The 24,091-nt window shown below is 53.8% G+C and carries 28 protein-coding genes; 15 read left to right on the plus strand and 13 right to left on the minus strand.

Features of this window, described 5'->3' with window-relative positions; all coding sequences use genetic code 11:
• Window positions 1-50: 50 nt before the first annotated feature.
• The 5 genes from JGF26_RS16155 to JGF26_RS16175 all read right to left on the minus strand — a co-directional run bounded on the left by JGF26_RS16155 (window position 51) and on the right by JGF26_RS16175 (window position 6,567).
• The gene (locus JGF26_RS16155; protein ID WP_108089980.1) at window positions 51-644 is read right to left on the minus strand and encodes a TetR/AcrR family transcriptional regulator; all 594 of its coding nucleotides are present in this window, start codon (window positions 642-644) and stop codon (window positions 51-53) included.
• Between the two features lie 34 nt (window positions 645-678).
• On the minus strand, window positions 679-3,768 hold the full coding sequence (locus JGF26_RS16160) for an efflux RND transporter permease subunit (protein ID WP_134708372.1): 3,090 nt from the start codon (window positions 3,766-3,768) through the stop codon (window positions 679-681).
• Window positions 3,765-4,874, minus strand: coding sequence for an efflux RND transporter periplasmic adaptor subunit (locus tag JGF26_RS16165; protein ID WP_134708373.1), 1,110 nt, complete (start codon window positions 4,872-4,874; stop codon window positions 3,765-3,767). The genes JGF26_RS16160 and JGF26_RS16165 overlap by 4 nt, the downstream gene beginning before the upstream one ends.
• A gap of 74 nt (window positions 4,875-4,948) precedes the next feature.
• Window positions 4,949-5,563: a TetR/AcrR family transcriptional regulator gene (locus JGF26_RS16170; RefSeq protein WP_028017513.1), complete on the minus strand. Its 615-nt coding sequence runs from the start codon at window positions 5,561-5,563 to the stop codon at window positions 4,949-4,951.
• A 209-nt stretch (window positions 5,564-5,772) separates the two neighbouring features.
• Window positions 5,773-6,567, minus strand: coding sequence for an SDR family oxidoreductase (locus tag JGF26_RS16175; protein WP_028017512.1), 795 nt, complete (start codon window positions 6,565-6,567; stop codon window positions 5,773-5,775).
• A 96-nt stretch (window positions 6,568-6,663) separates the two neighbouring features.
• Between JGF26_RS16175 and JGF26_RS16180 the strand changes: the two genes are divergently transcribed.
• A complete protein-coding gene (locus JGF26_RS16180) occupies window positions 6,664-7,032 on the plus strand; it encodes a MerR family transcriptional regulator (RefSeq protein WP_134708374.1) in 369 nt (122 codons plus the stop codon).
• Between the two features lie 44 nt (window positions 7,033-7,076).
• Here JGF26_RS16180 and JGF26_RS16185 read toward each other — a convergent pair whose 3' ends face one another.
• Both JGF26_RS16185 and JGF26_RS16190 read right to left on the minus strand, forming a co-directional pair.
• On the minus strand, window positions 7,077-7,391 hold the full coding sequence (locus JGF26_RS16185) for a PTS cellobiose transporter subunit IIB (protein WP_028017510.1): 315 nt from the start codon (window positions 7,389-7,391) through the stop codon (window positions 7,077-7,079).
• Window positions 7,392-7,474: 83 nt separating this feature from the next.
• A complete protein-coding gene (locus JGF26_RS16190) occupies window positions 7,475-8,386 on the minus strand; it encodes a LysR family transcriptional regulator (protein ID WP_134708375.1) in 912 nt (303 codons plus the stop codon).
• Window positions 8,387-8,485: 99 nt separating this feature from the next.
• Between JGF26_RS16190 and JGF26_RS16195 the strand changes: the two genes are divergently transcribed.
• Both JGF26_RS16195 and JGF26_RS16200 read left to right on the plus strand, forming a co-directional pair.
• Window positions 8,486-9,613, plus strand: a complete 1,128-nt coding sequence (locus tag JGF26_RS16195; protein ID WP_134708376.1) for an alkene reductase — start codon at window positions 8,486-8,488, stop codon at window positions 9,611-9,613.
• 16 nt (window positions 9,614-9,629) lie between these two features.
• Window positions 9,630-10,169 (plus strand): ester cyclase, encoded by a 540-nt coding sequence (locus tag JGF26_RS16200; protein ID WP_134708377.1) that lies wholly within the window; start codon window positions 9,630-9,632, stop codon window positions 10,167-10,169.
• Between the two features lie 40 nt (window positions 10,170-10,209).
• Here the strand turns inward: JGF26_RS16200 and JGF26_RS16205 are convergent, their stop codons facing one another.
• Entirely contained in the window at window positions 10,210-10,677 is a 468-nt protein-coding gene (locus tag JGF26_RS16205; RefSeq protein ID WP_129324802.1) for a nuclear transport factor 2 family protein, read from the minus strand.
• 103 nt (window positions 10,678-10,780) lie between these two features.
• Here JGF26_RS16205 and JGF26_RS16210 point away from each other — a divergent pair, with 103 nt between their 5' ends.
• Window positions 10,781-11,359 carry a TetR/AcrR family transcriptional regulator gene (locus tag JGF26_RS16210; protein WP_049005988.1) on the plus strand — a complete coding sequence of 193 codons (579 nt, stop codon included), beginning with the start codon at window positions 10,781-10,783 and terminating at the stop codon, window positions 11,357-11,359.
• Between the two features lie 12 nt (window positions 11,360-11,371).
• Here the strand turns inward: JGF26_RS16210 and JGF26_RS16215 are convergent, their stop codons facing one another.
• Window positions 11,372-12,022, minus strand: coding sequence for a GntR family transcriptional regulator (locus JGF26_RS16215; RefSeq protein ID WP_049005989.1), 651 nt, complete (start codon window positions 12,020-12,022; stop codon window positions 11,372-11,374).
• 121 nt (window positions 12,023-12,143) lie between these two features.
• On the opposite strand from JGF26_RS16215, the gene JGF26_RS16220 reads away from it, so the two are divergent.
• From JGF26_RS16220 to JGF26_RS16230, 3 genes are all read left to right on the plus strand, one after another.
• Window positions 12,144-12,635, plus strand: a complete 492-nt coding sequence (locus JGF26_RS16220) for an OsmC family protein (RefSeq protein WP_028017503.1) — start codon at window positions 12,144-12,146, stop codon at window positions 12,633-12,635.
• 39 nt (window positions 12,636-12,674) lie between these two features.
• Window positions 12,675-13,682 carry an AraC family transcriptional regulator gene (locus JGF26_RS16225; protein WP_134708378.1) on the plus strand — a complete coding sequence of 336 codons (1,008 nt, stop codon included), beginning with the start codon at window positions 12,675-12,677 and terminating at the stop codon, window positions 13,680-13,682.
• A gap of 116 nt (window positions 13,683-13,798) precedes the next feature.
• On the plus strand, window positions 13,799-14,629 hold the full coding sequence (locus tag JGF26_RS16230) for an oxidoreductase (RefSeq protein WP_134708379.1): 831 nt from the start codon (window positions 13,799-13,801) through the stop codon (window positions 14,627-14,629).
• A gap of 44 nt (window positions 14,630-14,673) precedes the next feature.
• Here JGF26_RS16230 and JGF26_RS16235 read toward each other — a convergent pair whose 3' ends face one another.
• Complete coding sequence (locus JGF26_RS16235; protein WP_238934274.1) at window positions 14,674-15,252, minus strand: phosphoglycerate mutase family protein; 579 nt, start codon at window positions 15,250-15,252, stop codon at window positions 14,674-14,676.
• Between the two features lie 259 nt (window positions 15,253-15,511).
• Between JGF26_RS16235 and JGF26_RS16240 the strand changes: the two genes are divergently transcribed.
• The 8 genes from JGF26_RS16240 to JGF26_RS16275 are packed head-to-tail and all read left to right on the plus strand — an operon-like array spanning window position 15,512 to window position 21,389.
• Window positions 15,512-15,946, plus strand: coding sequence for a nuclear transport factor 2 family protein (locus JGF26_RS16240; RefSeq protein ID WP_028017499.1), 435 nt, complete (start codon window positions 15,512-15,514; stop codon window positions 15,944-15,946).
• A complete protein-coding gene (locus tag JGF26_RS16245) occupies window positions 15,943-16,662 on the plus strand; it encodes an SDR family NAD(P)-dependent oxidoreductase (RefSeq protein WP_028017498.1) in 720 nt (239 codons plus the stop codon). The genes JGF26_RS16240 and JGF26_RS16245 overlap by 4 nt, the downstream gene beginning before the upstream one ends.
• Window positions 16,659-17,918, plus strand: coding sequence for an FAD-dependent oxidoreductase (locus JGF26_RS16250; RefSeq protein WP_028017497.1), 1,260 nt, complete (start codon window positions 16,659-16,661; stop codon window positions 17,916-17,918). The genes JGF26_RS16245 and JGF26_RS16250 overlap by 4 nt, the downstream gene beginning before the upstream one ends.
• 1 nt (window position 17,919) lies before the next feature.
• Entirely contained in the window at window positions 17,920-18,642 is a 723-nt protein-coding gene (locus JGF26_RS16255; protein WP_028017496.1) for a DUF1365 domain-containing protein, read from the plus strand.
• Window positions 18,639-19,859 carry a cyclopropane-fatty-acyl-phospholipid synthase family protein gene (locus JGF26_RS16260; protein ID WP_134708380.1) on the plus strand — a complete coding sequence of 407 codons (1,221 nt, stop codon included), beginning with the start codon at window positions 18,639-18,641 and terminating at the stop codon, window positions 19,857-19,859. Before JGF26_RS16255 ends, JGF26_RS16260 begins: the two co-directional genes overlap by 4 nt.
• Window positions 19,856-20,341 (plus strand): DUF2878 family protein, encoded by a 486-nt coding sequence (locus tag JGF26_RS16265; protein ID WP_134708381.1) that lies wholly within the window; start codon window positions 19,856-19,858, stop codon window positions 20,339-20,341. The genes JGF26_RS16260 and JGF26_RS16265 overlap by 4 nt, the downstream gene beginning before the upstream one ends.
• Window positions 20,338-20,862 carry a hypothetical protein gene (locus JGF26_RS16270; RefSeq protein ID WP_134708382.1) on the plus strand — a complete coding sequence of 175 codons (525 nt, stop codon included), beginning with the start codon at window positions 20,338-20,340 and terminating at the stop codon, window positions 20,860-20,862. Before JGF26_RS16265 ends, JGF26_RS16270 begins: the two co-directional genes overlap by 4 nt.
• Entirely contained in the window at window positions 20,859-21,389 is a 531-nt protein-coding gene (locus JGF26_RS16275; RefSeq protein WP_134708383.1) for a DUF3833 domain-containing protein, read from the plus strand. The genes JGF26_RS16270 and JGF26_RS16275 overlap by 4 nt, the downstream gene beginning before the upstream one ends.
• A 7-nt stretch (window positions 21,390-21,396) precedes the next feature.
• Here JGF26_RS16275 and JGF26_RS16280 read toward each other — a convergent pair whose 3' ends face one another.
• The 3 genes from JGF26_RS16280 to tssD form a co-directional block, all read right to left on the minus strand.
• Entirely contained in the window at window positions 21,397-22,422 is a 1,026-nt protein-coding gene (locus tag JGF26_RS16280) for a methionine synthase (protein ID WP_028017491.1), read from the minus strand.
• A 23-nt stretch (window positions 22,423-22,445) separates the two neighbouring features.
• Entirely contained in the window at window positions 22,446-23,420 is a 975-nt protein-coding gene (locus tag JGF26_RS16285) for a DUF1852 domain-containing protein (RefSeq protein ID WP_134708384.1), read from the minus strand.
• A 179-nt stretch (window positions 23,421-23,599) separates the two neighbouring features.
• Complete coding sequence (gene tssD / locus JGF26_RS16290; RefSeq protein WP_134708385.1) at window positions 23,600-24,091, minus strand: type VI secretion system tube protein TssD; 492 nt, start codon at window positions 24,089-24,091, stop codon at window positions 23,600-23,602.

Here is a 24,091-nt window from a genome sequence, read left to right on the forward strand (position 1 = left end):
TGACGCTTATGTTACCATTGGTAACTTAAGCGTCAATCCACCCCGAGCGATCATTTTGTGCTATTCACGTAGGTCTCCAGCACGCCAGACATGGCACCACTGAGCATATCTTCTGCAATATTTCGGGCGAGCGCGCCGTTACCTGCGGCCGTGCTGAGAGCATCTGCTGCACCGATGATGGCCGTCAGTACCGCTTCGCCCTGGACACCTTTCAGAACGATAAAAGGGGAAAGCGCGGTACGCAGACAGTCGGCACATTCCGCCACGCAGGCTTCCCGAAACGTTTGCAACGCGCGGGAGCCAGACAGTGCCGCGGCGATCGGCCCGGTTTCAGGCCCGGCGGTAATCGCGCAGTCGATATAGGCAGCGCTGAAAAAGCGGATCGTCTTTTCCAGGGTTTTGCTGTCGACCGCCAGCGTCTCACGGAATTTCGCCAGTTGCCGATCGCTATAATCCTGGTACAACGCCATAAGCAACCCTTCACGATCGCCAAAGTGGTCGTAGGGGATAGGTTTTGTCACGTTGGCCCGCTCGGCCAGATAACCGAGCGTCAGTGCCTCCGTGCCTTGCTGGCGGACAATACCACGCGCAACCTCCAGCAGTTGCACGCGGCGATCCTCTTTTCTTAAGCGCTTAACAACCATGCTTTCCTCAAAACTTTTATCTACTGATGGTAGTTTACACGTTTTCTGCGGGGTGCTGCACGCGTTGTTCCACCGGGTGGATCCTGAACCAGATCGCATACATTGCAGGCAGGAACACGAGCGTAACGATTGTTCCCCCTAACGTTCCGCCGATTAGCGTATAGGCCAGCGTTCCCCAGAAGACCGAATGCGTCAGGGGAATGAACGCCAGCACTGCAGCCATCGCGGTCAATAATACCGGTCGCGCCCGCTGGACCGTCGCCTCGACTACCGCCTGGAACGGGTCGAGACCTTCTTTCTGGTTATGGTCGATTTGCCCAATCAGAATCAACGTATTGCGCATAAGAATGCCTGAAAGAGCGATCAATCCGACCAGCGCATTGATGCCAAACGGCTGATTGAAAACCAGCAGTACAGGCACCACGCCAATCAGCCCCAGCGGAGCGGTTAAGAACACCATCACCATCGCCGAGAGTGAACGCACCTGCAGAATGATGATGAGAAGCGTCAGGGCAATCATGATCGGGAACAGCGGCAGCATGGCTTTTGTCGCTTTCCCCGATTCCTCAATAGAACCTGCCATCTCGATACCGTATCCAGGCGGTAGGGCGTCAACAATCGGCTTGAGCTGTTTCATGATGGCGACAGACACATCCGGTGGCTGAAGATTGTCGGCGATATCGCCCCGCACGGTAATCGTGGGGGTACGATCGCGTCGGCGCAGTATTGGGTCTTCCATGCCAATCTCAATTTTGCCGATTTGAGACAGCGGAATACGCTGTCCCGCATTGCCGACAAGGGTGAAACCCTCGATTTTTGCCGGGTCAAGACGGATATCACCCGCGGCACGACCAATAACTTCAACCGAGCGAATATCTTCCCGCACAGAAGTAATCGGTACACCGGATAGCAGGAACTGCAGCTGCTGAGCGACGGCACTGGAGGTTAACCCGGTGGCCTGCAGGCGGTTCTGATCCAGAGTGAAATGTAATACGGGCACGCGCGATCCCCAGTCGGTGTTGACGGTTCTCATCATCGGGCTGGCCTGGAGTACGGCTTTCACCCGATCGGCAATGTCCCGTACTTGATCAACATTCGGCCCTGAGACTCGCCAGGCAACCGGGAAGGGGGAGTACGGACCAAACACCAGCTGCGTCACCCGCACGCGCGCTTCAGGCGAAAGCCCGTTTGCGACGGCGTCTCTGAGCCGCAACTTGAGCGCCTCGCGCGACGTTTCACCGTCCGTCAGGATCACGATTTTCGCAAATGAAGGGTCGGGCAACTCGGGTGCCATCGCCAGATAAAAACGGGGCGAGCCCTGACCAATATAGGCAGTGACAATTTTGGCTTCCGGCTGCTGGCCGAGCCACGCTTCAATTTTTGCCGTTGCGGCGCTGGTTTGCGCAATTGAGGTACCGTAAGGCATCTGTACCTCAACCAGCACTTCCGGGCGATCGGAGGTCGGGAAGAACTGTTTTTTTACCAGCCCCATGCCGAGCACGGCCAGGATGAAAATGGCGACCACAGAACCGGCCACCTGCCATTTTCTGGCGATAACGCGGCCAAGCAGCTGGCGAAAACGGTTATAGCGGGGCGTGTTATAGATGGCAGCATGACCCCCTTCCACTTTGGGAATATTGGGCAGGATCTTCACACCCAGATACGGCGTGAACACCACGGCGACAAACCACGACGCGATCAGCGCAAGGCCAACAATCCAGAACATATTGCTGGTGTATTCCCCGGCTGTCGACTGGGCAAACCCATTCGGCATAAAGCCAATGGCCGTTACCAGCGTACCGGCCAGCATCGGCGCGGCGGTATGGCTCCAGGCATAGGCGGAAGCTTTGATTCTGTCGTAACCTTCCTCCATCTTCACCACCATCATTTCGATGGCGATAATGGCGTCATCCACCAGTAAACCGAGGGAGAGGATCAGGGAGCCAAGGGTGACGCGGTCAAAGTTTATTCCCGCGGCTTCCATTACCACGAAGACAACCGCCAGCGTCAGCGGTACCGCCGCCGCAACGACCACCCCCACGCGCCAGCCCATGCTGGCAAAACAGACCACCATGACCACAAGCAGGGCGACAAAGAATTTGATCATGAATTCATCGACCGACGAGCGAATATTCACGGACTGGTCGGTGACTTTGCTCAGGGACATGCCAAGCGGCAGGCTATCATTTATTTTTGCCGTTTCCGCATCCAGCGCTTTACCCAGCGCCAGACCGTTCCAGCCTTCACGCATCACAATGCCCAGCAGAAGAGCGGGTTCATGCTGATTACGAATCAGCATCGTTGGGGGATCTTCATAGCCGCGTTCAACCGTTGCCACATCGGCCAGCCTGAGCGTTTTCCCCTGAGCCACAAAAGGTGTATTGCGGATCTTCTGCAACTCATTGAATGCCCCGTCCAGGCGGATAAAAATCTGTGCGCCCCGGGTCTCAATGGAGCCCGCAGCGGTTAACGCGTTCTGGCTGTTGAGTGCATTGAAAATATCCTGTGGCGAGAGTCCCATTGTCGCCAGACGGTCATGCGAGAAGGAGATATAAATCCGTTCGGCCTGTTCACCAATAATGTTCACTTTCTTCACGCCAGGTACGTGCAGAAGCTGCTGGCGCAGGCCTTCGGCATCACGTACCAGCTGCCGCTGTGGCTCGCCTTTCGCTTTCAGGGCAAAGAGGGCAAAGGTAACATCCGAGAATTCGTCATTGAACATCGGGCCGATGACGCCCGCCGGGAGATGTTGGGATTCATCCCCAAGCTTCTTACGCGCCTGATAGAACTCCTCCTGTACCTCTGTAGGAGGGGTCTTGTCCTGTAATGATAGCGTGATAAACGCCATACCTGGACGGGTATAGGTCTCCGTACGGTCATACCACTTGAGTTCCTGCAGCCGCTTTTCCAGCGGTTCGGCAACCTGATCCTGGATTTCTTGCGCGGTCGCACCCGGCCAGACGGCAATCACCGTCATTTGTTTCACCGTGAAGGGCGGATCTTCCGCGCGTCCGAGCCCAAAAAAGGCGTAAATACCGGCAATTGTCACAAGAACGATCAGGAACAGCGTGATGGATCGCTCGCGGACGGCCAGCGCTGACAGGTTGAAGCGATTTCCGCTCATGGCGTGTTCTCCGCCAGGACGGCACTACGTTGTACGGCAAGCCTGACGATTTCACCTTCATGCAGAAGGTGGGCACCTAATGCAACAATCTTCTCGCCGGGCTTCACAGCACCTGTGACCTGCACCGCATCTTCACCCACGCTCAGTACTTTGACGGGCGTCCATACGACCTTTGTTGGTTGGCTGGAAATGCGCCAGACGCCCGGACCTTTGCCTGCATCATAGAGCGATGCCAGTGGGACCTGCATGACCTGACCTTCCGCTTTATTGTCCTGAATGTTCAGCGTGACGGTAGCTCCTAACGGTGCATTCGCCATTGCACCTTCCAGTACGTACCGTGCTTCGAAGGTGCGGGTTGTGGCGTCGGCTGAATCTGACAGCAGGCGCAGCGTCGCGGTGACCGAGTGTTTTTCATTGCCATAAAGTGTGGCTTGCGCTGCGCTGCCGACGGCAGGGCGCAACGTTTCCGGAAGCTGCACGAGCGCTTCACGCTGTCCTGCTCTGGCGAGCCTGATTACGACCTGCCCGGCACTGACAACCTGACCCGGTTCGGCGAGCGTCTCCATTACCACGCCGTCTGAATCCGCCAGCAGAACGGCATAGCCCGTAGCATTTTGCGCTACGTTGGCTTGTGCCCGGGCGGCGCTGAGATCGGCCCTGGCCGTATCGGCCGCCGCTTTGATCTGGTCATACTCCGAGGCAGACACGGCGCCGGAGGCCACAAGGCCGCGATAACGCGCCTCATCGCTGGACGCTTTTCTCGCACGCGCCTGGGCCGCGTCCACCGCGCGTTGCTGTGCCTGGGCCTGTAATCTCAGGTCAACCGGATCCAGGCGCAGTAAGGGTTGCCCCTGTTTGACACTCTGTCCCGTATCAACCAGGCGTTCGAGGATTTTTCCCTGAACCCTGAAACCTAAATCGCTTTGTGTTCTTGCGACCACCACACCCGTAAAAGCGTGGAGAGACTCGTTCGCAAGCTCAACGGAGGCCGATCTGACAAGCGGTGGCCTGGTGCGTGGGTCATCACTCGCGGAAATATCGCCGCACGCCACAAGGGCAAACGGCAAGAGACAAACGGCAACGCGGGCTGAAGTGAGCCTGAGCATGGGAAACCTTTTTGAAATAACAGGACGGTATCCGCATTCTCTGACTAGTGACCAATATTGTCAATGGTCACAAATCAGGGGGCCAGGCTTCTTAAAATCAGTGAGGAGAGAAGTACCGCCGCAGTGGGGGCCATTTCGAGGTTGTACTGCAACTGAATGGGGTTAATGAAAGGGCACATCACCATGTGTATGGCATGGGTGACTTCATCCAGCGGTGTTTTTCTTTCGAACTCGCCGGCCTGCCTGCCTTCTATAATGATGCTCTCGATCAGCTTCATCAGGCTTTCCGCGTACCTTTCCGTCGAAGGCCACTGCTCGCGTGCGGCAACGGCGGCAATGTCGTAAAGCTTACGGTCGTGGAAAAACAGCTCGCTTCCTGCCTCGGTGAGCGCTTTGAAAAGACGGCGTAATTTCTCGCTTGCTGAAGGCGCATCATTGATGGCGGAAAGCACTGCCGCCATAATCAGCTCCAGGCGGTTAGCGCAGATCACTTCACCAATTGCTTGTTTGGAATCGAAAAACTTATAAATGTAGGACTTTGAAAAACCGATGGATTTAGCCAGTTCGGCGACGGTGGTTTTCTCATAGCCGTAGTGACCGAAGTGCTCAAAAGCCGCTTCGACGATTTGCTCTCTGACAGAGTGGTCAAGGGGACCACGTGTTGATGGGGCGTTCATATTTTTAGTCATTATTTAAGCTTAGCGTGACGGGATTTGATTGACAACGAGTGACCATTTTATACTTTGGTTACCTTCTGTTTTGTCATAAGCCATTCAGACGGGACAATCAACCAGATGGGGTAAGTGTATCACTGTTTTTCGCGCGCGATGGCATCTATCTGTGGCGATGTGTGAGGGTTTCAGTGCAATTCCTTTGCACTGAAACGAGAGTATTTTTCTTAAGGAGAGCGTGGACGTAATATTTTTTCAACGATGAGCAACAGACGTTTGCGTGTTACGAATCGGTGTAACTGCCCCAGTAGCCAGTTGCCACACCCGGTAATCAGATAGCTGCGGTTAGCATCGACAGCCCTTAATGCCAGGGTAACGACTTTATCCACTGGCATCCTTTTACCTACCGAGGCTTCTTCGGCATTGACCACATCAAAAAAGGCCGTGTCCGTTGCACCGGGGCAAAGCGCCAAAATGCGAATACCCTGTGTGCGGTATTCTGCCCAAAGCGCACTCGAGAAGGAGAGTAAAAAAGCTTTTGTTGCGCCATAAATCGCCATGTAGGGGTCCGGTTGTAGCGCCGCGGTTGAAGCCACATTGATGATCACCCCAGACCCTTTCTTGAGCATTCCGGGTAGTATCGCGTGAGTCAGTTCCACGGGTACCAGGCAGTTCACGTTTATCTCATCACGCTGACGATCGATGGACAGTTTTCCGAAGGGACCATAGGTGGCGAACCCGGCGCAATTGATCAGAATGTCGGGGTAACGTCTTAATTTTTCCAGCCGTTCCGTAATGGCAGAAATGGCATCTGGTTCCACTAAGTCCTGGACAATAATAGCGATTGATACACCATGCGTTTTGACTAGCTCTGTAGCAAGTGCCTGTAGCTTTTTCTCGGAGCGGGCGATCAGAATCAATGACACGCCGCGGTTCGCAAGTTGCCGGGCGAAATCACGACCAATTCCCGAGGACGCCCCGGTAATCAACGCTGTTTTTCCTGTATAATCAAAAGAATTCATATTTTAAATCCCGTATCCCTGATAGATGCAACACAGGATAAACCGTGCACTTAGGTACACGGTCAAGCGTGATTTTTACAAGGTGAGGGCGGCGCGATGCGAATTGGCGAACTGTGTGCGAAAACGGGATTGTCAAAAGAGACGGTACGTTATTATGAAAGGCAGGGGTTGTTAGAGAATATCCCGCAACCTAATCGTAGCAACAACTACAAAGTGTATTCCGCGGTCGATTTACAGCGATTGAAAATGATCAAGCATGCCAAAATACTGGGCTTTACCTTAGCCGAAATATCCGACGTTTTAGCTGTTTGGGTCGATGACAAATTTACTGCAGAGCAAAAAAAAGCGTCTCTGCGCCGCAAGTTGCAGCAGCTGGAAGAGAAAGAAGCGGCGTTAATTGAACTCAGAGCCAGGATAACTAACGCCATTAATAAGGTTGGCGAACCTTGCGTAGATGAATTTTGATAGACCGAGAGAGGAGGCCGCAAAAACCGATGCGGCCTTATATGTCAGGCAGCCAGTTCAGGCATCTGCTCCTTCACAAAATTCAATACCTTTTTCGCGTCCAGAGACGCATATGGCAGACTCTCAACAATGGCGATTGAACGCGTATTCCCCACCGTTTCTTTTATCTCATCGAGTTTGTACTGAATATGCGGCGCAATGAGGAAACCATCGAAAGCGGGAGCGACACTGGCGAAATTATCCAGCCCTACAGCGCTAATCATCAGCGGATAACCTTCGCGTTCTGCCAGAGACTGCATCTTTTTGGCGAGCGAGTTTGCGGTATTACCAAACAAACAACATATCAGAAGCTTTTTCATGTTTTGTTCCTCCTGAAAACCGCTCTTAGGGTAGTCCTGAGGGTGTCACCGAAATGAGTGCTGTCTCTTATTTCGGCGACAAATTAATGCTCTTTTAGCCAGTCGAGAAAAAACTGACTAAATGCCGTGACCTGAAGCGGCTGTAATTTGCGTTGTGGGTAAACAAACTGCAGCCCGACGTCTTTGCGGTCGTAACGGCTAAACCCGGTGAAGCTGTCGGCAAACAGCACCATGAGCTTACCGCTCTCAACATCGTCTTTGACGTCCCACCACGATTTTCCTGCAATACCCGCGCCACTGAGCGCCCACTGACGAAGCAATGCTCCGTCGTCGCAAACCATGGCAGGTTCTATACGAACGATGGTTTCTTCTCCCTCACTTTCAAAACGCCATTCGTTCATCACCACGCCCTGAGACTCAAGTGCCAGGCATCGGTGCTGGGCTAAATCGGCAAAGGTGGAGGGGGTACCACGATCGCTAAGATACGCCCCGGAGGCGACCAGCACCCGATGATTCGGACGGATATTTCTGACGACAAGGCTGCTGTCCGGCAGGTTGCCGAAACGCACGCTCATATCCAGCCGGTTAGCGACCAGATCCTCAAGATGTTCCCTTAAGTAGATGAAAAATTTCACTTCAGGATGGCATCGGGAAAATTCAAGAACGGCGGGGCTAAGATACTGTCTGCCAAAGTCAGAGGGTGCAGAAAGGCGAATGTTGCCGCTGAGTACACCTTCTTTTTGCGTCAGTAACGACTCGGCGTGATGCATCTCTTCCAGCACGCGAAGCGCGGCATGGTAAAACTCTTCGCCTGCACGGGTCAGCGTAATGGCACGCGTAGAACGATGGAACAGGCGTGTCTGGTAACGCTCTTCAATCGCTTTTAACCTGGCCGTCATGGTGGCAGGGGAAAGCGACAGGCGTCGTCCGGCGGCGGAAAGACTACCCGCCTCGGCAACTTCAACCAGTAATGCCATGTCTTCAAGTTTGCCCATTATTCATTTTTTCCGAAAAGTGCATCTGTTTTTGCTGTAATTATCAAAAGAAGAGGTGAGCTGTAAAGTGATTTCATCCAAACCACTCGAGATGAAATCATGAACCGTACTTCACTTTTTGAACGTTACAGGTTAGGTGAGCTAATCCTCAAAAATCGTATCGTTATGGCGCCGATGACCCGCGCGCGTTCCCTTCAGCCAGGAAATATTCCTTCCTCACTGATGGCTGAGTATTACCGACAGCGTGCCAGCGCGGGATTGATCATTACGGAAGCCACGCAGATCTCGCCTCAGGGCCAGGGATACTCATGGACACCCGGTATCCATTCGCCGGAGCAGATTTCAGGATGGCAACTCACGACGGGCGCTGTGCATCAGGCGGGTGGGGTGATTTTTTCTCAGCTCTGGCACGTCGGCCGAATGTCGCACGCCAGCTTTCATCAGGATGGTCAGCCCGTCGCCCCTTCAGCACTGGCGCCGGACGCCAAAGTGTGGGTGGTGAATGAACAGGGGGAAGGTCAAATGGTTGACTGCCCGCAGCCGAGAACGCTCTCGCGAAAGGACATTCACAGCATCATCGCGGATTACCGCCAGGCGGCACTGAATGCCGTTCAGGCCGGGTTTGACGGCGTAGAGGTTCACGGCGGAAACGGCTATCTGATCGACCAGTTCCTGCGTCAAACCTCCAACAAACGTACGGATGAGTATGGCGGCACGCTTGCTAACCGGATCCGCTTTGCCCAGGACGTGTTGAACGCGATTGCGGAGGCTATTGGTCCCGAGCGTACGGGCATCCGGCTTTCACCGTTTATTACCCAACGTGGGATGAACGATCCGCAGGTGACGGAAGCCATACTCGCTCTTGCGGCCTGGTGTGAGCAAAAAGGGATCGCGTTCATCCACCTGGCGGAAGCTGACTGGGACGATGCGCCTCAGGTGCCTGATCATTTCCGTCAATCGCTTCGCGAGACGTTTAGCGGAACCCTTATCGTCGCAGGAAACTATGACCTTGATAAAGCGGAAAAAATACTTGCTGCCGGTTATGCCGATTTGATTGCGTTCGGACGGCCGTTTATTGCCAACCCGGATTTACCTCACCGGCTGGCGCACCAGTTGCCTCTGGCTCAGGTGCGAGACCCCGCCACGTTGTTTGGTGGCACTGCGACGGGATATACCGATTATCCAATATACAACCTGCAAGAGAATGATCTGCAGTTATCTAAATAAGGTGTCGAGAGAGATTATGAAATATTCAACATTTTTTGCCCCAGGCATAATGGCGCTTATTCTTGCTGGTACCACGGGAACCGCATTTTCGGCCCAGGTTGAACTGGTGAAGCCGGAACATCTTATTGTCGATAAAAGCCTGATGCAGACGCAATTAGCGGCGAATGAATATGTTGCCAGAGAGTATGCAACGTTCTGGAATACGGGGAAAGAGTCCCTGGCCCGTGATGCCCTGGCGATTAATTTTATTGATAAAACGCCTCCTGAAGGTCGCAAGCAAGGTCCAGAAGGCGCTATTTTAGCTTCCCGGGCATTTCGTACGGCCGTACCTGATTTACGCTGTGACGTTGAGCAAATGATTATTTCGGGTAGCCGTGTCGTATCCCATTTACATTTTCACGGCACATTCACCGGGACATTTGGCAAGCTAAAAGGAAAGGGGCAGAAAATAGATTTTATCGCCACGGATATTTATGAGATCGGTGACGGCAAAATTGTGGCTAACTGGCATATTGAGGACAACCTGACGCTGATGAAACAGCTGGGGGCGTTGTAAATTCATCACTCCGGGGTCTGCCCGGAGTGATGCGAAAATCCTATAAACCCAGATCGCTCAGAGAGGGGTGATCGTCCGGGCGTCTGCCCAGTGGCCAGTGGAACAGTCGCTCTGATTCGTTGATCGGCATATCGTTGATACAGGCAAAACGACGCTTCATGAGCCCATTCGGCTCAAACTCCCAGTTTTCATTGCCGTATGAACGGAACCAGTTGCCTGAATCATCATGCCATTCATAGGCGTAGCGAACCGCGATCCGGTTATCCGTAAATGCCCAGAGCTCTTTAATCAGACGATAATCCAGCTCTTTTTTCCATTTCCGCTCCAGAAACGCCTGGGCCTCTTCACGGTTGGTGGCGAATTCCGCACGGTTGCGCCATTGGGTATCAAGTGAATAGGCGAGTGCGATTTTCGCCGGGTCGCGACTGTTCCAGCCATCTTCTGCCAGTCTGACTTTTTCGATAGCACTTTCACGCGTGAAGGGCGGTAAAGGAGGACGTGTGTTCATGGCGATTACCTCAGGATTATATTATGTAGACAGGTCTGTCTACTTGCGGTAATCTATGCCTGTGAAATAACGTTGTCAACATCCGTTTTGAGGCTACCGAAAAGTGAAAACAGACCCCGTAAGCAACGATACAAAAATCAGCGTCAGGGATAAGATATTACTGACGGCGCACGATCTGTTTTATTCCACAGGTTTCAGGGCGACGGGGGTGGATACGCTGATTAAAGCGTCGAAAGTGACAAAGGTGACTTTCTATCGCCATTTCCCGAGTAAAAGTTTACTTATTCTTGCCTATTTGCACTATCGGCATGAAATATGGATTAGCTGGTTTGAGTCCACGCTGCGTCGACATCTCGTTGAAGGTAAAATACCTTCTGATGCGATATCTGAAACGCTTTGCGAATGGTTTATTTCGTCCGATTTCCACGGCTGCGCGTTTATTAATGCCAGCGCAGAGGCAAAATCGGAAGATATTGAAAGCGAAATAAAAGAGATATGCCGCGATCATAAAATCGAAACAAAGAAAATCATTGCGCAGATGACGGGCATGACGAATGAGAACGTCGCCAACGAAATCATGTTGCTGATTGACGGCGCAATTATCCATGCACAAATGGGCATGGATACGGATGATGTCATCCCTCCATTGAGGAGGGCATTAGCCGGGTTGATAGAGGGTTAATGAGACTTCCCCTTAACCCTCAACGCGGCGGCTGATGAACGTTTTCAGTATTTCTCCTGCACTATGAATATGTCGCATGACTTCAGCCCGTGCTTTCTCTGCATCCCGTTCCTTGCAGGCTGTAAGGATGCCTGCATGGTCATCCTGAAAAACTGGGGTTTCAGAAAGGAGCTTTCGCTGGAGATATTCATATCGCTCTATCTGATTGCGGGTATCATTAATCAACTTCAGCAGGCGTTGGTTTTTGCACCCACTGTAGATAAGATCGTGGAACTCCCGGTTTAGTGCGCCCTGCATTTCAAATTCAGTCGTTCTGGCGAGCAGCGTATGCGTCAGTTCTGCTCTCGCCAGCGTATCAGAATTCACCATTTTCGCGCTCTGAAAGACGGCTTCACCTTCCAGCAAGGCGCGTAGGGAGTAAATCTCATCCAGATCCTCAACGGATAGCGTTCTGACAACAGCGCCGCGATTCCTGAAAATTTCCACCAGCCCATCGCGTTCAAGCTGTCTGATCGCTTCTCTCATGGGAATTCGGCTGACAGAGAAATAACTGGCGAGATCCCTTTCAACAAGCCTTTCTCCATCACGCAGACGGCCGCTGTTGATCATCTTTCTTAACTCACTGGCGAGCACGTCCGGGGTCGAAAGGGCGTTCAGTTGCATACTGTTTCTCCTGAAAAGATGGAATAATGGTATGCCATCTGCTAGCTTACGTCGAGTCAGGGGATGTGCGAACAAACATCGCGAGTACAACCCATCGGATATCATTATCGGGAGTATCAAGATGAGCCATCGTGAACATCATTATCAGGTTAAGGTTGAGTGGAAAGGGAACAAAGGCCGTGGGACGGAAGCCTATAAAGCCTATGATCGGCTTTATGACATCACGGCGGGTGATAAATCTCCGATTGCAGGTTCATCAGACCCTGCATTTCTTGGTGATGCATCATGCTGGAATCCTGAAGATCTTCTTGTCGCGTCAGCCTCTGCCTGTCACAAATTATGGTATTTGCATCTTTGCGCTGAAGCGGGGATAAGCGTTTATACCTATATTGACCGGGCGGAAGGAACGATGCGCGAAGGAGAAAAGGGATGTTTCACCTCTATTGTGCTCAAGCCCGACATTACGCTTCGTCCTGGGGATGATATCGATCGCGCTGTGGCACTTCATCACCGCGCGCATGAGCTTTGCTTTATTGCTAACTCGCTGAATTTCCCTGTGACGTGCGAGCCAACAATACTGCATAGCGCCAGCTCACACGTCGATGAGCAATAACGCTAAGCGTTGACTAACCTTCACACCGGAAATGAGCAAATGGCCTGTAACCGTACTTTCGCTCTCGATATAAGCTGGAAAACGCTGCTGAAAGACGCGGGGCTTGAGCCAGTACGCATTCTCCGCAGGGCAGGATTACCTGACGATCTCTTTTTGCAAAAAGCGCGCGGACTCGATACGCATGAATACATCCGCTTCTGGAGCGCGCTGGAGGCCGAAACGAACCATCCTGCCTTTCCCGTACCGCTCATTGAGTTGATCTCAGCGGATGTGTTTGATCCACCACTTTTTGCCGCACTGTGTAGCAGCAATATGATGCAGGCTGTCCAGCGTCTGGCCAGATATAAACAGCTTATTGCACCCATGGTTCTGGAAACAACGGTGGAACAAAACGGCATACTTACCGTTTCACCGCGCTGGCTCTATGCGATAGCTATCCCGCCGTCTCTGCAGGTGGCAGAGCTGGGCTTCCTGCTCAAGCTTCTGCGGCTGGGGACCCGCGAACCGGTTAACCCCTTACAGGTCCGTGTCTCTGCACTGCCGTCAGCGGTTCAGAACAGCCACTTTTCCCATTTCTTTGGAACTGACGTGCAATATGGAGAACAGCCTGCCATCAGCTTTTCCTCGACTGATGCTCTTCGGCCGTTTTTAACGGCAAATGAGGGGATGTGGCAGGTATTTGAACCAGAACTTCAGCGTCGTCTCAGTCAGTTAAATGAACTGGCTTCAACCGCCGAGCGCGTTCGTGCGGTACTCCTGGAACTTATTCCCGGTAACGAAGCGACTATTGAAAAAGCGGCGGAGCGTCTGGGAATGAGCAAACGCACGCTGCAACGCAGGCTTGAGCAGGAAGGGGGCAACTTTCGCAACCTTGTTAATGCTTGTCGCGAACACCTGGCCCGGCATTATCTTCGTAATACGCGTCTTTCCGGGTATGAGATCGCATTTTTGCTTGGCTTTGAAGATCCTAACTCATTCTATCGCGCATTTATGGCCTGGACGGGCCAGACCCCTGAAGCGGCCAGGACAGCCATGCGTCTTGAGTAAACAGGTGCATATTTATCGCTCTGAAGGCGCAGTTTGCGAGTCATATGGCGCGGTACGCTAGTTAACGTAGGGCCGAAGGAGGGCAAAATAACGACAGTCTACTCACCGAGGTATTTATGTTTACTCAGGACAAGAAAACCGCGCTGGTCACCGGTGCATCGTCAGGTATGGGCAAAGTCATCGCCCGTCGTCTTATTCAGGATGGCTATCAGGTTTACGCTGCTGCCCGTAGCGTTGAGAAAATGAACGATCTCGCCCAGCTTGGTGCGCGCCCTCTGCGGATGGATATCTCGCGTGATGAAGACATTTTGGCTGCAGTAGATACCATCGTGTCGCAGACAGGTGGGGTTGACGTACTGGTCAACAATGCGGGTTTTGGGCTCTATGGACCGGTAGAAGAGATCGGTATTGATGAAGCTCGCTATCAGTTTGAGGTGAACGTGTTTGGAGCGGCCCGCCTTACGCAACTGCTGCTCCCGGCCATGCGCGCCAGACGCCATGGTTACATTATCAATATCACTTCGATAGGAGGGAAAATTTACACCCCCCTGGGAGCCTGGTATCACGCAACGAAACATGCGCTCGAAGGATGGTCTGACTGTCTGCGTCTTGAAGTGGCTGAATATGGAATTAAGGTTGTGATTGTTGAACCGGGTTTAATCGAGACAGGCTTTGGTGAAGTGGTCAGCGGCAGTATTGTCAAACGTTCAGCTAGTGGCCCTTATGGTCATCTGGTGGGGAAGGTGGCGAACTCGGTCAAAAATGCTTACGGGAATGGCAGAGGCAGCGACCCGAAGGTGATTGCGGACGTGGTTGCCCGCGCCGTTAACAGTCCTCATCCACGTACACGTTATGCTGCCGGCAAGTATGCAAAGATGCTCATCCGCATGCGCGTCTGGTTGGGTGACCGTCTGTTCGATCGCGTTATTCTTAGCCAGACCCGATGATCCGAGCGCCGAGGATAAAAAAAACTCGGCCTCCGTATGCGCCGCTACACAATGCTGTAAACACCGGCTCCCCAGTACCCCTTACCCGGGCGAGTCTGTTCTTTCCAGCCTAATGCGATCAGTTCTTTTGCAATAAACCGGTTCATGATCCCGTGTCCCATGAGCAAGACGGGTCCGTCGGAGCCCTTAGCCGCCGTCACGAGGAACTCTGCCGCCTTAACGGCACGACTTTTTGCCATTCTTACGCACTCTACCTCTCCAGACAGGCCACAGAGCCAAAGTACTCGAAATAACGCTGCCCAATGAAAAGGCGATAACCGCAACCCCGGGATACGGAATACCGGTAGCTCCGCCTCCCGAAACACGTCATCAATGAAGCCGGGTTCACACCCCAGTGTTTTTAACGATGAGAGGGCTCTCGGAAGCGGACTGCTGATGAAGGTGAGTGCGCGATAAATCAGGACTTTACTGATTTCCGGCGGCATATCGCGGCCCGTAGAAGAGAGATTATAGTTGTCGATCCACTCCGGCATTTCCCTGCACGACACTTTTGGCGCGCCTGCGTATTGGGGCTTTCCATGTCGCATCAAAATAATTTCCATAAAAATCTTATCGTCTGTCATCCACTCGTCGCAGGCAGACTAGCGCGTTCTGGCGAAAATGTTCTACCACTTGTTTTAGTGGGGAGCACGCGTTCTATATAACGAGCAGGGGGAATCCATCTATCCGGCCTACATAATTAGTCATTCGGAGTATGGTTTTAACCAACTGAAATATAAATGATATAAATAAAATCCCCACACAAACTTGGACAAATAACAGTAATTGTGTAAGTTTTAATTATGCGATTACGCCACGTTATATACAGCCGGGATGTGACCCATGAGCACGTTGCACACTGTCGTGAGTCGTTTTGTGAATTACTACACCGCACTGGATAGCCAGCCACCTTCTGCGCTGGCTGAGCTTTATCATTCAAATGCCACGCTTATCGATCCGTTCGGCGAGCATCAGGGGATTTTTGCACTTCAGCGCTATTTCACCCATCTGCTGGCCAATGTCGAAGATTGCCGTTTCACTATCGATCCGCCGCTGTGCAGCGAAAGCTGCTTTGCTGTCACCTGGGTAATGCACTGGTCGCACCCGCGCATTGCGGGTGGAGAGCCGCTCGAACTGCCGGGGTGTTCGGTAGTGGAGACGGAAAACCATCTCATCACGCGTCAACGTGATTACTACGATGCGGGAGAGATGCTCTACGAACACCTTCCTCTACTTGGCTGGGCGGTACGCGGCGTGAAGCGGAGGGTGAAATCATGAAGACGGTGCTCATTACTGGCGCAAGCTCGGGTATTGGCGCCGGGCTGGCGAAATCATTTGCCGCTGACGGCTACCACGTGATTGCCTGCGGGCGCGATCCTGCACGTCTTGAAGCCCTGCACCAGAGCTGCCCCAATCTTACCGTTCGCCTGTTCGATATGACAGACAGGGACGCCTGTCGCCAGGCCCTGACCGGCAGCTATGCCGATTTGATCATTCTTTGCGCCGGTACCTGCGAATACCTCGATCATGGCGAGGTAGATGCGGCGCTGGTGGAACGCGTTATGGCGACAAACTTCCTCGGCCCGGTGAATTGCCTTGAGGTGCTGCAGTCGCAGATGGCTGTCGGCAACCGTGTGGTGCTGGTGAGCTCGATGGCCCACTGGCTTCCATTTCCACGCGCGGAGGCCTACGGCGCGTCCAAAGCGGCGCTGAGCTGGTTTGCCGAGAGCTTGCGTCTTGACTGGGAGCCAAAAGGGATTGCTGTCACGGTTGTTTCTCCGGGTTTTGTTGACACGCCTCTGACGCGCAAAAATGATTTTGTCATGCCTGGCCGGGTGACTGTCGACGACGCGGTTAAGGCGATCCGCACCGGGCTGGCGGCAGGAAAAATGCATATCGCGTTTCCTGACGGTTTCGGCCTGATTATGCGATTACTCTCCGGACTGCCTGCGTTTCTTCAGCGCGCGCTGCTGCGCAGGATGGTGCGTTCATGAACATTGCGATTATCGGCAGCGGCATCGCCGGCCTGACCTGCGCCTGGCGCCTGGCCGGGCACCATCGGGTGACGCTGTTTGAAGCGGGAGCCACGCCCGGCGGCCATACCGCAACGGTTGACGTGACGACACCTCAGGGCACATACGCGATCGATACCGGGTTTATCGTCTACAACGACCGCACCTACCCGCGGTTTATGGGGCTACTCAGCGAGCTGGGCATCAGCGGGCAAAAAACGCAGATGAGCTTTTCGGTGCACAATCCCGCGACGGGGCTGGAGTACAACGGACACACCCTGACATCGCTGTTTGCCCAGCGTCGAAATCTGGCGAATCCGACGTTCTGGCGGCTGCTCGGGGAGATCGTCCGCTTCAATCGGCTGGCGAAAGAGACGCTGGCTGGGGAGGTGGACCCGAATGCCACGCTACAAACGTTTCTGGAGCAGCACGGCTTCACGCCGTTTTTTGCGCGCCACTACATTCTGCCGATGGGGGCCGCCATCTGGTCATCGTCGTTGCAGGAGATGAAGCGTTTCCCTTTGCCGCTCTTTTTACGCTTCTTTCACCATCATGGCCTGCTGGATATCACCCATCGCCCGCAGTGGTACGTGGTACCCGGCGGCTCGCGGGAGTATATCCGCGCCATGCTGGACAAATTGGGCAACCGCATGACGCTACACCTCAACGTGCCGGTGCAGCGGGTGAGCCGACACGCTCGCGGGGTTACGCTTCAGCTTGAAAACGGCAGCCATACCTTCGACCAGGTCATTTTTGCCTGCCACTCCGACAGTGCCCTGGCGATGCTTGATGACCCCACGCCCGCAGAGCGCGAGGTGCTGGGCGATATCGGCTGGCAGCGCAACGAGGTCGTTTTACACAGCGATCCGCGCTGGCTGCCGGTGCGGCAGCGGGCATGGGCCAGCTGGAACTACCGCCTGAGCGAACACGAGCAGGCCAGCGCCTGTGTTACCTACAACATGAATATTTTGCAGGGGTTGCCTGTGGGTAGCCCGCTGTTCTGCGTCACCCTGAACCCGGACACGCCGGTGGATGAACGCTTCGTTCTGCAACGTTTTGTTTATGAACATCCGCTGTTTAACCCGAAAAGTTGGCGGGCACAGGCGCGGCGGGGCGAGATCAACGGCCACCAGAGAAGCTGGTTTTGCGGGGCCTACTGGTACAACGGTTTTCATGAAGATGGCGTGCGCAGCGCGCTGGACGTGGTCAATGCGATAGCGTCCGGAGAGGGGAACTGAGATGAACAGCTGCCTCTATCATGGCGTACTACGCCACCGTCGCCTTCAGCCGAAAACCCATGAATTCCGCTACACCGTCTTTATGGCCTGGCTGGATCTGGATGAACTGCCGCTGCTGGCCTCCGTCGGCGTGCGGCGCAATCGCTTTGCCGCCGCCGCGTTTTATGACGCGGACTATCCGCTCGGCTCGCCGCTCAAAGAGAACGTGCTGAACAGGCTGGAAAGCCTGACCAGAGAACGCCCGGACGGGCGGGTGATGCTTCTGACGCAGTTGCGCTATTTCGGCTTTCATTTCAATCCGGTCAATTTTTACTACTGCTACGACGGGAAGGGAACGCTGCGCTGGGTGCTGGCGGAGGTCCGCAACACGCCGTGGAATGAACGTCATTACTATGCCGTTAACGGACAAAATGCGCAGCCCACGGAAAAAGCGTTTCACGTTTCCCCCTTCAACCCGATGGACATGGTCTATCACTGGCGCTTTAACGACCCGGATAACACGCTGCATATGCACATTGAAAATCATCAGGAAGGGAAAGTTTTCGATGCCACGCTGGCGCTACGCCGGGCGCCTCTGACACGCCCGGCACTGCGCTCACTGCTATTGCGCATCCCGCTCATGACCCTGAAAACCGTTTTTGCCATTTACTGGCAGGCGCTGCGCCTGTGGCTCAAGCGTGTGCCGCTGTATAACCATCCCGTCAGCAGGAGTGAACGCTCATGACCGATCCTGTCTTTGCGCTTGAACCCGATATCCCGCGCAACGTCCGCATCGCGCGCTGGCTGCTTTTTCGTTTGCTAAGCGGTATTCGCGGCGGCTCGCTGACGCTTCGCGAAGGGGCACAAACTTTCCATTTTGGCGAGACATCCTCCGCGCTGCATGCGGATGTGCAAATCCTTTCTCCCGGCGTCTACTGGCGTGTCTTAACCGGCGGTAGCCTTGCCGCGGCAGAAGCCTGGATGGACGGCGAATGGGAAACCACGCAACTCACGCCGCTTCTCGAACTGTTGGCGCTTAACGGCGAGGTACTTGGCCGTCTGGAGAAAGGATTCCGTTTTCTCGGCAAGCCTCTGGAGCGCTTACGTCACTGGACGCGGCGTAATTCCCGCGCGCAGGCACGTGAAAATATTGCCGCCCATTACGATCTGGGCAACACCTTTTATGCCCATTTTCTGGATAAGGAGCTGCTCTATTCCAGCGCGCTATTTACCGCGGACGAGCAGGATCTTACGGCGGCGCAGCAGGCAAAAATGGCGCGTTTGTGCGAACAACTGGCTCTGAATGAGACCGATCACCTGCTGGAAATTGGCACGGGCTGGGGTGCGATGGCGGAATACGCCGCGCGTCACTACGGCTGTCGGGTAACCACTACCACGTTGTCGAAAGAGCAATATCTCTGGGCGACGGAGCGGATCGCCCGCGCCGGATTGCAGGATCGCGTCGAGGTACTGCTTTGCGATTACCGTGACCTTACCGGGCAGTATGACAAGCTGGTCTCAATAGAGATGATTGAAGCCGTAGGGCAGCGCTACTTGCCAGTGTTCTTCCGTACCTGCCAGGCGCGGCTGCGTCCGGGAGGTCGCATGGCAATTCAGGCCATTACCATTCAGGACCAGCGCTATCGCGACTACAGCAAAAGCGTCGATTTCATCCAGCGCTATATTTTTCCCGGCGGCTTCTTGCCGAGCATTACCGCGATGAATGAGCTGATGACACGCCACACCGATTTCGTGGTGCGTAATCTCTTCGACATGGGGCCTGACTACGCCCGCACGCTGGCCCACTGGCGGCAGCGCTTTATCCATACCTGGCAGGAGATTGAAAAACTCGGGTTCGATGAGCGTTTTCGCAGGATGTGGCTTTACTACTTTGGCTACTGCGAAGCCGGGTTTAACGCCCGCACCATTAGCGTGGTGCAGTTGACCGCTGAGCGCGTATGAAACGATACCTTCAGGTCTTCCTGCTGGCCATCGCGTTCGATCTTTACTGGGCGCTGGTGGTGCTGTTTCGAGAACAGGGCCTGATTATCTGGCTCGCGCTGGCGATCCTTGCCTGTCTGTTGTTGCCGTCAGCATACCGTCTGTACGCAATCGGTCTGGCCGCAGCGGGCTGCCTGCTGGATGCGCTCTGGGCATTAACGGGGCTGATTTCCTTCAGGAGCGAGTCCCTGATACCGCTATGGATAGTGGCATTGTGGCTGATGTTCGCCACCGTCTGGACACAGCTTACGCTCACTACGACCTTACCCGGCTGGCTGTTGACTCTGCTGGCAGCCGCAGGAGGACCGGTGGCGTACCTGATTGGCGAGCGACTGGGGGCCATCACGTTTCTGGAGCCGACCTTTATCGTCGTCAGTTGGATGGTGCCGGGCTGGCTGGTGTTGATGCTGTTTTTCCACCTGCTATTGGGGAGACAAAAATGAGGTCTGCCGTTTTGCTTATCTGGCTGATGACCATGTCCCCTCTGGTCCAGGGGGCCGACTGGCTGGCCTGGCGTAAGGTAGGGGATGCCACGCTGACGTGGGGACCGTTCACCGTCTATACCTCCCAGCTGCGCACTCCCGATGGTCGATACAGCCGGGAAAATCAGGATCAGGCGCTAATTATTACCTATGCGCGCGATATCGATCGCGAAGATCTGGTTGAAGCGACCCGCGACCAGTGGAAGGCTCAGGGGATCCTGGCGCAGGAACCGCAAAGCGAAGCCTGGCTGCGTATGCTTCAGTCACTGTGGCCGGATGTCAGACCGGGTTCGCAACTGGCATTTGTCATCAATGATAAGCAGGGGCAGTTCTGGTATCGCGAACCCACTTCCCAGAAAAGTTTTATTCCCCTGGGACCACGCCAGTCAGAAGCATTCAGTACTCGCTTTCTGGCGATCTGGCTTGGCCCACGCACGCAGTATCCAGACCTGCGTCAGCAGTTAATCGGAGGCCAAAAATGAAACGTATCCTGATGATGGCACTGGCATTCTTGATGCTGCTGGCCGGCTGTAGCACCGACGTGACCGAGTATCGCCAGCAGCAGCCGAGGCTCGATATCTTCCACTACTTCCAGGGCAAAACCGAAGCGTGGGGGATGGTGCAGGATCGCAGCGGCAAGCAGATCCGCCGTTTTCATGTGGAGATTACCGGGGACGTTATCGGCGATACGCTGACGCTCAATGAACACTTTGTTTATGACGACGGTGAAAAGCAGCAGCGGGTCTGGCAAATCCGCCGCGTGGGGAACGATCGCTACGAGGGAACGGCAGGGGACATTGAAGGGGTTGCCACCGGGCAGGCAGCAGGCAACGCCTTTAACTGGCATTACAGCATGAATGTGAAGGCGAACGGCAGTACCTGGCTGCTCAAGTTTGACGACTGGATGTACCTGCAGGATGAGACACATCTGTTCAACAAAACCGAGATGAAGAAGCTGGGCGTCACCGTCGCCACGGTGACGCTGTTCTTTACCCGGAAGGGGGAGTGATTCGCCGTTATGCGAGCTCTTTGCGAATAATCTCCGCCCCGGCGCTCAGGGCCTTCAGTTTACCGTTGGCAACCTGACGGGAAAGAGGAGCCATACCGCAGTTGGTTGACGGGTAAAGCTTATCGGCATCAACAAACTGCAGGGCTTTACGCAGCGTATCTGCCACTTCTTCTGGCGTTTCGACGCTGTTAGTGGCGACATCAATCGCGCCAACCATCACTTTTTTACCGCGAATCAGCTCCAGCAGATCCATCGGTACGCGGGAGTTGTGGCACTCCAGGGAGATAATGTCGATGGTAGAGGTCTGCAGTTTCGGGAAGGCCTCTTCGTACTGGCGCCACTCCGAGCCGAGCGTCTTTTTCCAGTCAGTGTTGGCTTTAATACCGTACCCGTAGCAGATATGTACCGCCGTTTCACATTTCAGGCCTTCAACGGCACGTTCCAGCGCGGCGATGCCCCAGTCGTTGACCTCATCAAAAAAGACGTTAAACGCCGGCTCATCAAACTGAATAATATCGACGCCAGCTGCTTCTAATTCTCTTGCTTCCTGATTCAGGATTTTGGCGAACTCCCAGGCCAGCTTTTCACGGCTTTTATAGTGCGCGTCGTAAAGGGTGTCGATCATGGTCATCGGCCCGGGCAGGGCCCATTTGATTGGCTTGTCCGTGAGCTGGCGTAGGTACTTCGCGTCATCCACGAATACCGGTTTCTGCCTTGCGACGGCAGAGACCACGGTCGGCACGCTGGCGTCATAGCGGTTACGAATGCGTACGGTCTGGCGGTTTTCAAAATCAACGCCGCTCAGGTGTTCAATAAAGGTAGTGACAAAGTGCTGGCGGGTTTGTTCACCGTCGCTGACGATATCAATACCCGCACGGATCTGCTCATCCAGAGATAAACGAAGTGCGTCCTGTTTCCCCGCGAGTAATTCCTGATCCTGTAATTTCCAGGGTGACCACAGCGTTTCAGGTTGAGCAAGCCAGGTCGGCTTAGGCAGGCTGCCAGCCGTAGAAGTCGGGAGCAATGTTTTCATAGTAAAAGACCTTTTTTGATGTATTAAAGCGTGTAGTTATCAGACCACTGCTCAAGAATGTGTTGGTAAGGCTTAATGAAGTATTCTTCGGTAAATCGACCCTGTTCAATCGCCAGACGGCTTCGCTCTTCGCGGTCATAAACAATTTTTGTTAATGAGTGATCCTGCTGGTTCAGATCCGGTCGATAGAAAAGTCCCGCCGCCGAGTTAGCGTTATAAATTTCCGGGCGATAGATTTTCTGGAACGTTTCCATCGTGCTGATGGTGCCGAACAGTTCCAGATCGGTGTAATCACTCAGCAAATCGCCGGTAAAAAAGAACGCAAAAGGTGCGACGCTGTTTTCAGGCATGAAATAGCGTACGTTCAGGCCCATCTTCGCGAAGTACTGTTCTGTTAAAGACTCGCCATCTGGCTGATACTCGATGCCGAGCACAGGGTGCTCGTTTCCCGTACGGCGGTAGGTATCTTTGCTGGAGACGCTCAGGCAAATTACAGGTGCCTTATTGAAGTTCTCTCTGTACTCCGATGAGCTCATAAAATGGCGGAAGATATTGCCATGCAGTTCGCCAAATTTTTCCGGAATGCTGAAGTGTTGTTGGTTTTTGTTGTGCTCAAGCAGCAGCACGCTGAAATCATAATCCCGCACATACGACGAGAAGTTATTCCCGACAATGCCAGGGATACGCTGGTTGTTTTTCTTGTCGACAATGGTGGTCTGCAGTATCTCAATGGCCGGGAATGCTTTCTCAGCACCGATGTTCATCTCAACTGAAATGATTTCAAGTTCGACCGCATAGCGATCGGCATTTGGGTTATCCCAGCGCGCCAGGGCGTTAAAACGGTTGTTGATCATCACCAGCGTATTGCGCAGGTTTTCCTGACGCTTTTCCCCGCGCGCCAGGTTGGCAAAGTTGGTGGTCGTACGCGTATTTTCAGACGGGTTGTAATTCTCATCGAAGCAACTGCGCTTAAGGGTATATGTGAAAGCTTTGCTCATTGTGGTTATGCATCCTAAGTTCATGTTGCCAAGAAGTTACCGATGCATAATTTATGCCTGAGCCCGCGGCGCAGGGGAAGTGACTTAATTTCAATGCAACATGAGGGAAGTTCATTAACAGGATTGCGCACAGGCTGGAGAGTGAAGTGAAAGAGGAAGGGGCATCGCGCCCCTTAGCGTTAGGCTGTAGGCCTTTCGTTCCAGGCGTCGCTGTGCATGATGTTCCCGTCGACGATGCGCCAGGTAATTTTTTCGTACTGCAGGCTTACGCTTTCAACGTGGTTCATTTTATCGTTGGCAGTGATCTTCACGTTTGGCACGCTGCAGTTAACACCAGTAACCTTTACGTTCTCCATTAGTACGGAGTAATAACAGACTTCCTGTCCGGCATCATTAATATGATAGAACTTGATTTCAGCGCTTTTAAGCGCCTGACCGGTAGATGCTGCTTTGTAGAGATAGGGCGTGGAGCTATCAACTTCCTTTTCAATGCGCATGGATGAGTGTTGACGCGTGCCGGTGATCTTGCCGTTAGCTCTGTCTACCGGGAGGTTGATGCCATGGCTCAGCCCTATGATCTCAATGCTGCCTTCACGGTCCTGAACATCAACGGAACCTTTAATATGTGCTCCACCGTCGTCTTTTAGCCACATGTAGGGAGGAATTGGCAT

This window comes from Enterobacter sp. E1 (genome assembly GCF_016809815.1).
In the GTDB taxonomy this organism is placed as follows: domain Bacteria; phylum Pseudomonadota; class Gammaproteobacteria; order Enterobacterales; family Enterobacteriaceae; genus Enterobacter; species Enterobacter adelaidei.

Bases quoted from the DNA above. Each gene is read 5' to 3' on its own strand.
- JGF26_RS16215 (WP_049005989.1), bottom strand. From the start codon at position 12,022: ATGCAACTGAACGCCCTTTCGACCCCGGACGTGCTCGCCAGTGAGTTA.
- JGF26_RS16160 (WP_134708372.1), bottom strand. From the start codon at position 3,768: ATGAGCGGAAATCGCTTCAACCTGTCAGCGCTGGCCGTCCGCGAGCGA.
- JGF26_RS16275 (WP_134708383.1), top strand. From the start codon at position 20,859: ATGAAACGTATCCTGATGATGGCACTGGCATTCTTGATGCTGCTGGCC.
- JGF26_RS16285 (WP_134708384.1), bottom strand. From the start codon at position 23,420: ATGAGCAAAGCTTTCACATATACCCTTAAGCGCAGTTGCTTCGATGAG.
- JGF26_RS16240 (WP_028017499.1), top strand. From the start codon at position 15,512: ATGAGCACGTTGCACACTGTCGTGAGTCGTTTTGTGAATTACTACACC.
- JGF26_RS16230 (WP_134708379.1), top strand. From the start codon at position 13,799: ATGTTTACTCAGGACAAGAAAACCGCGCTGGTCACCGGTGCATCGTCA.
- JGF26_RS16225 (WP_134708378.1), top strand. From the start codon at position 12,675: ATGGCCTGTAACCGTACTTTCGCTCTCGATATAAGCTGGAAAACGCTG.
- JGF26_RS16245 (WP_028017498.1), top strand. From the start codon at position 15,943: ATGAAGACGGTGCTCATTACTGGCGCAAGCTCGGGTATTGGCGCCGGG.
- JGF26_RS16185 (WP_028017510.1), bottom strand. From the start codon at position 7,391: ATGAAAAAGCTTCTGATATGTTGTTTGTTTGGTAATACCGCAAACTCG.
- JGF26_RS16195 (WP_134708376.1), top strand. From the start codon at position 8,486: ATGAACCGTACTTCACTTTTTGAACGTTACAGGTTAGGTGAGCTAATC.
- JGF26_RS16190 (WP_134708375.1), bottom strand. From the start codon at position 8,386: ATGGGCAAACTTGAAGACATGGCATTACTGGTTGAAGTTGCCGAGGCG.
- JGF26_RS16170 (WP_028017513.1), bottom strand. From the start codon at position 5,563: ATGACTAAAAATATGAACGCCCCATCAACACGTGGTCCCCTTGACCAC.
- JGF26_RS16235 (WP_238934274.1), bottom strand. From the start codon at position 15,252: ATGACAGACGATAAGATTTTTATGGAAATTATTTTGATGCGACATGGA.
- JGF26_RS16180 (WP_134708374.1), top strand. From the start codon at position 6,664: ATGCGAATTGGCGAACTGTGTGCGAAAACGGGATTGTCAAAAGAGACG.
- JGF26_RS16175 (WP_028017512.1), bottom strand. From the start codon at position 6,567: ATGAATTCTTTTGATTATACAGGAAAAACAGCGTTGATTACCGGGGCG.
- JGF26_RS16280 (WP_028017491.1), bottom strand. From the start codon at position 22,422: ATGAAAACATTGCTCCCGACTTCTACGGCTGGCAGCCTGCCTAAGCCG.
- JGF26_RS16155 (WP_108089980.1), bottom strand. From the start codon at position 644: ATGGTTGTTAAGCGCTTAAGAAAAGAGGATCGCCGCGTGCAACTGCTG.
- JGF26_RS16255 (WP_028017496.1), top strand. From the start codon at position 17,920: ATGAACAGCTGCCTCTATCATGGCGTACTACGCCACCGTCGCCTTCAG.
- JGF26_RS16265 (WP_134708381.1), top strand. From the start codon at position 19,856: ATGAAACGATACCTTCAGGTCTTCCTGCTGGCCATCGCGTTCGATCTT.
- JGF26_RS16165 (WP_134708373.1), bottom strand. From the start codon at position 4,874: ATGCTCAGGCTCACTTCAGCCCGCGTTGCCGTTTGTCTCTTGCCGTTT.
- JGF26_RS16270 (WP_134708382.1), top strand. From the start codon at position 20,338: ATGAGGTCTGCCGTTTTGCTTATCTGGCTGATGACCATGTCCCCTCTG.
- JGF26_RS16220 (WP_028017503.1), top strand. From the start codon at position 12,144: ATGAGCCATCGTGAACATCATTATCAGGTTAAGGTTGAGTGGAAAGGG.
- JGF26_RS16205 (WP_129324802.1), bottom strand. From the start codon at position 10,677: ATGAACACACGTCCTCCTTTACCGCCCTTCACGCGTGAAAGTGCTATC.
- JGF26_RS16250 (WP_028017497.1), top strand. From the start codon at position 16,659: ATGAACATTGCGATTATCGGCAGCGGCATCGCCGGCCTGACCTGCGCC.
- JGF26_RS16260 (WP_134708380.1), top strand. From the start codon at position 18,639: ATGACCGATCCTGTCTTTGCGCTTGAACCCGATATCCCGCGCAACGTC.
- tssD (WP_134708385.1), bottom strand. From the start codon at position 24,091: ATGCCAATTCCTCCCTACATGTGGCTAAAAGACGACGGTGGAGCACAT.
- JGF26_RS16200 (WP_134708377.1), top strand. From the start codon at position 9,630: ATGAAATATTCAACATTTTTTGCCCCAGGCATAATGGCGCTTATTCTT.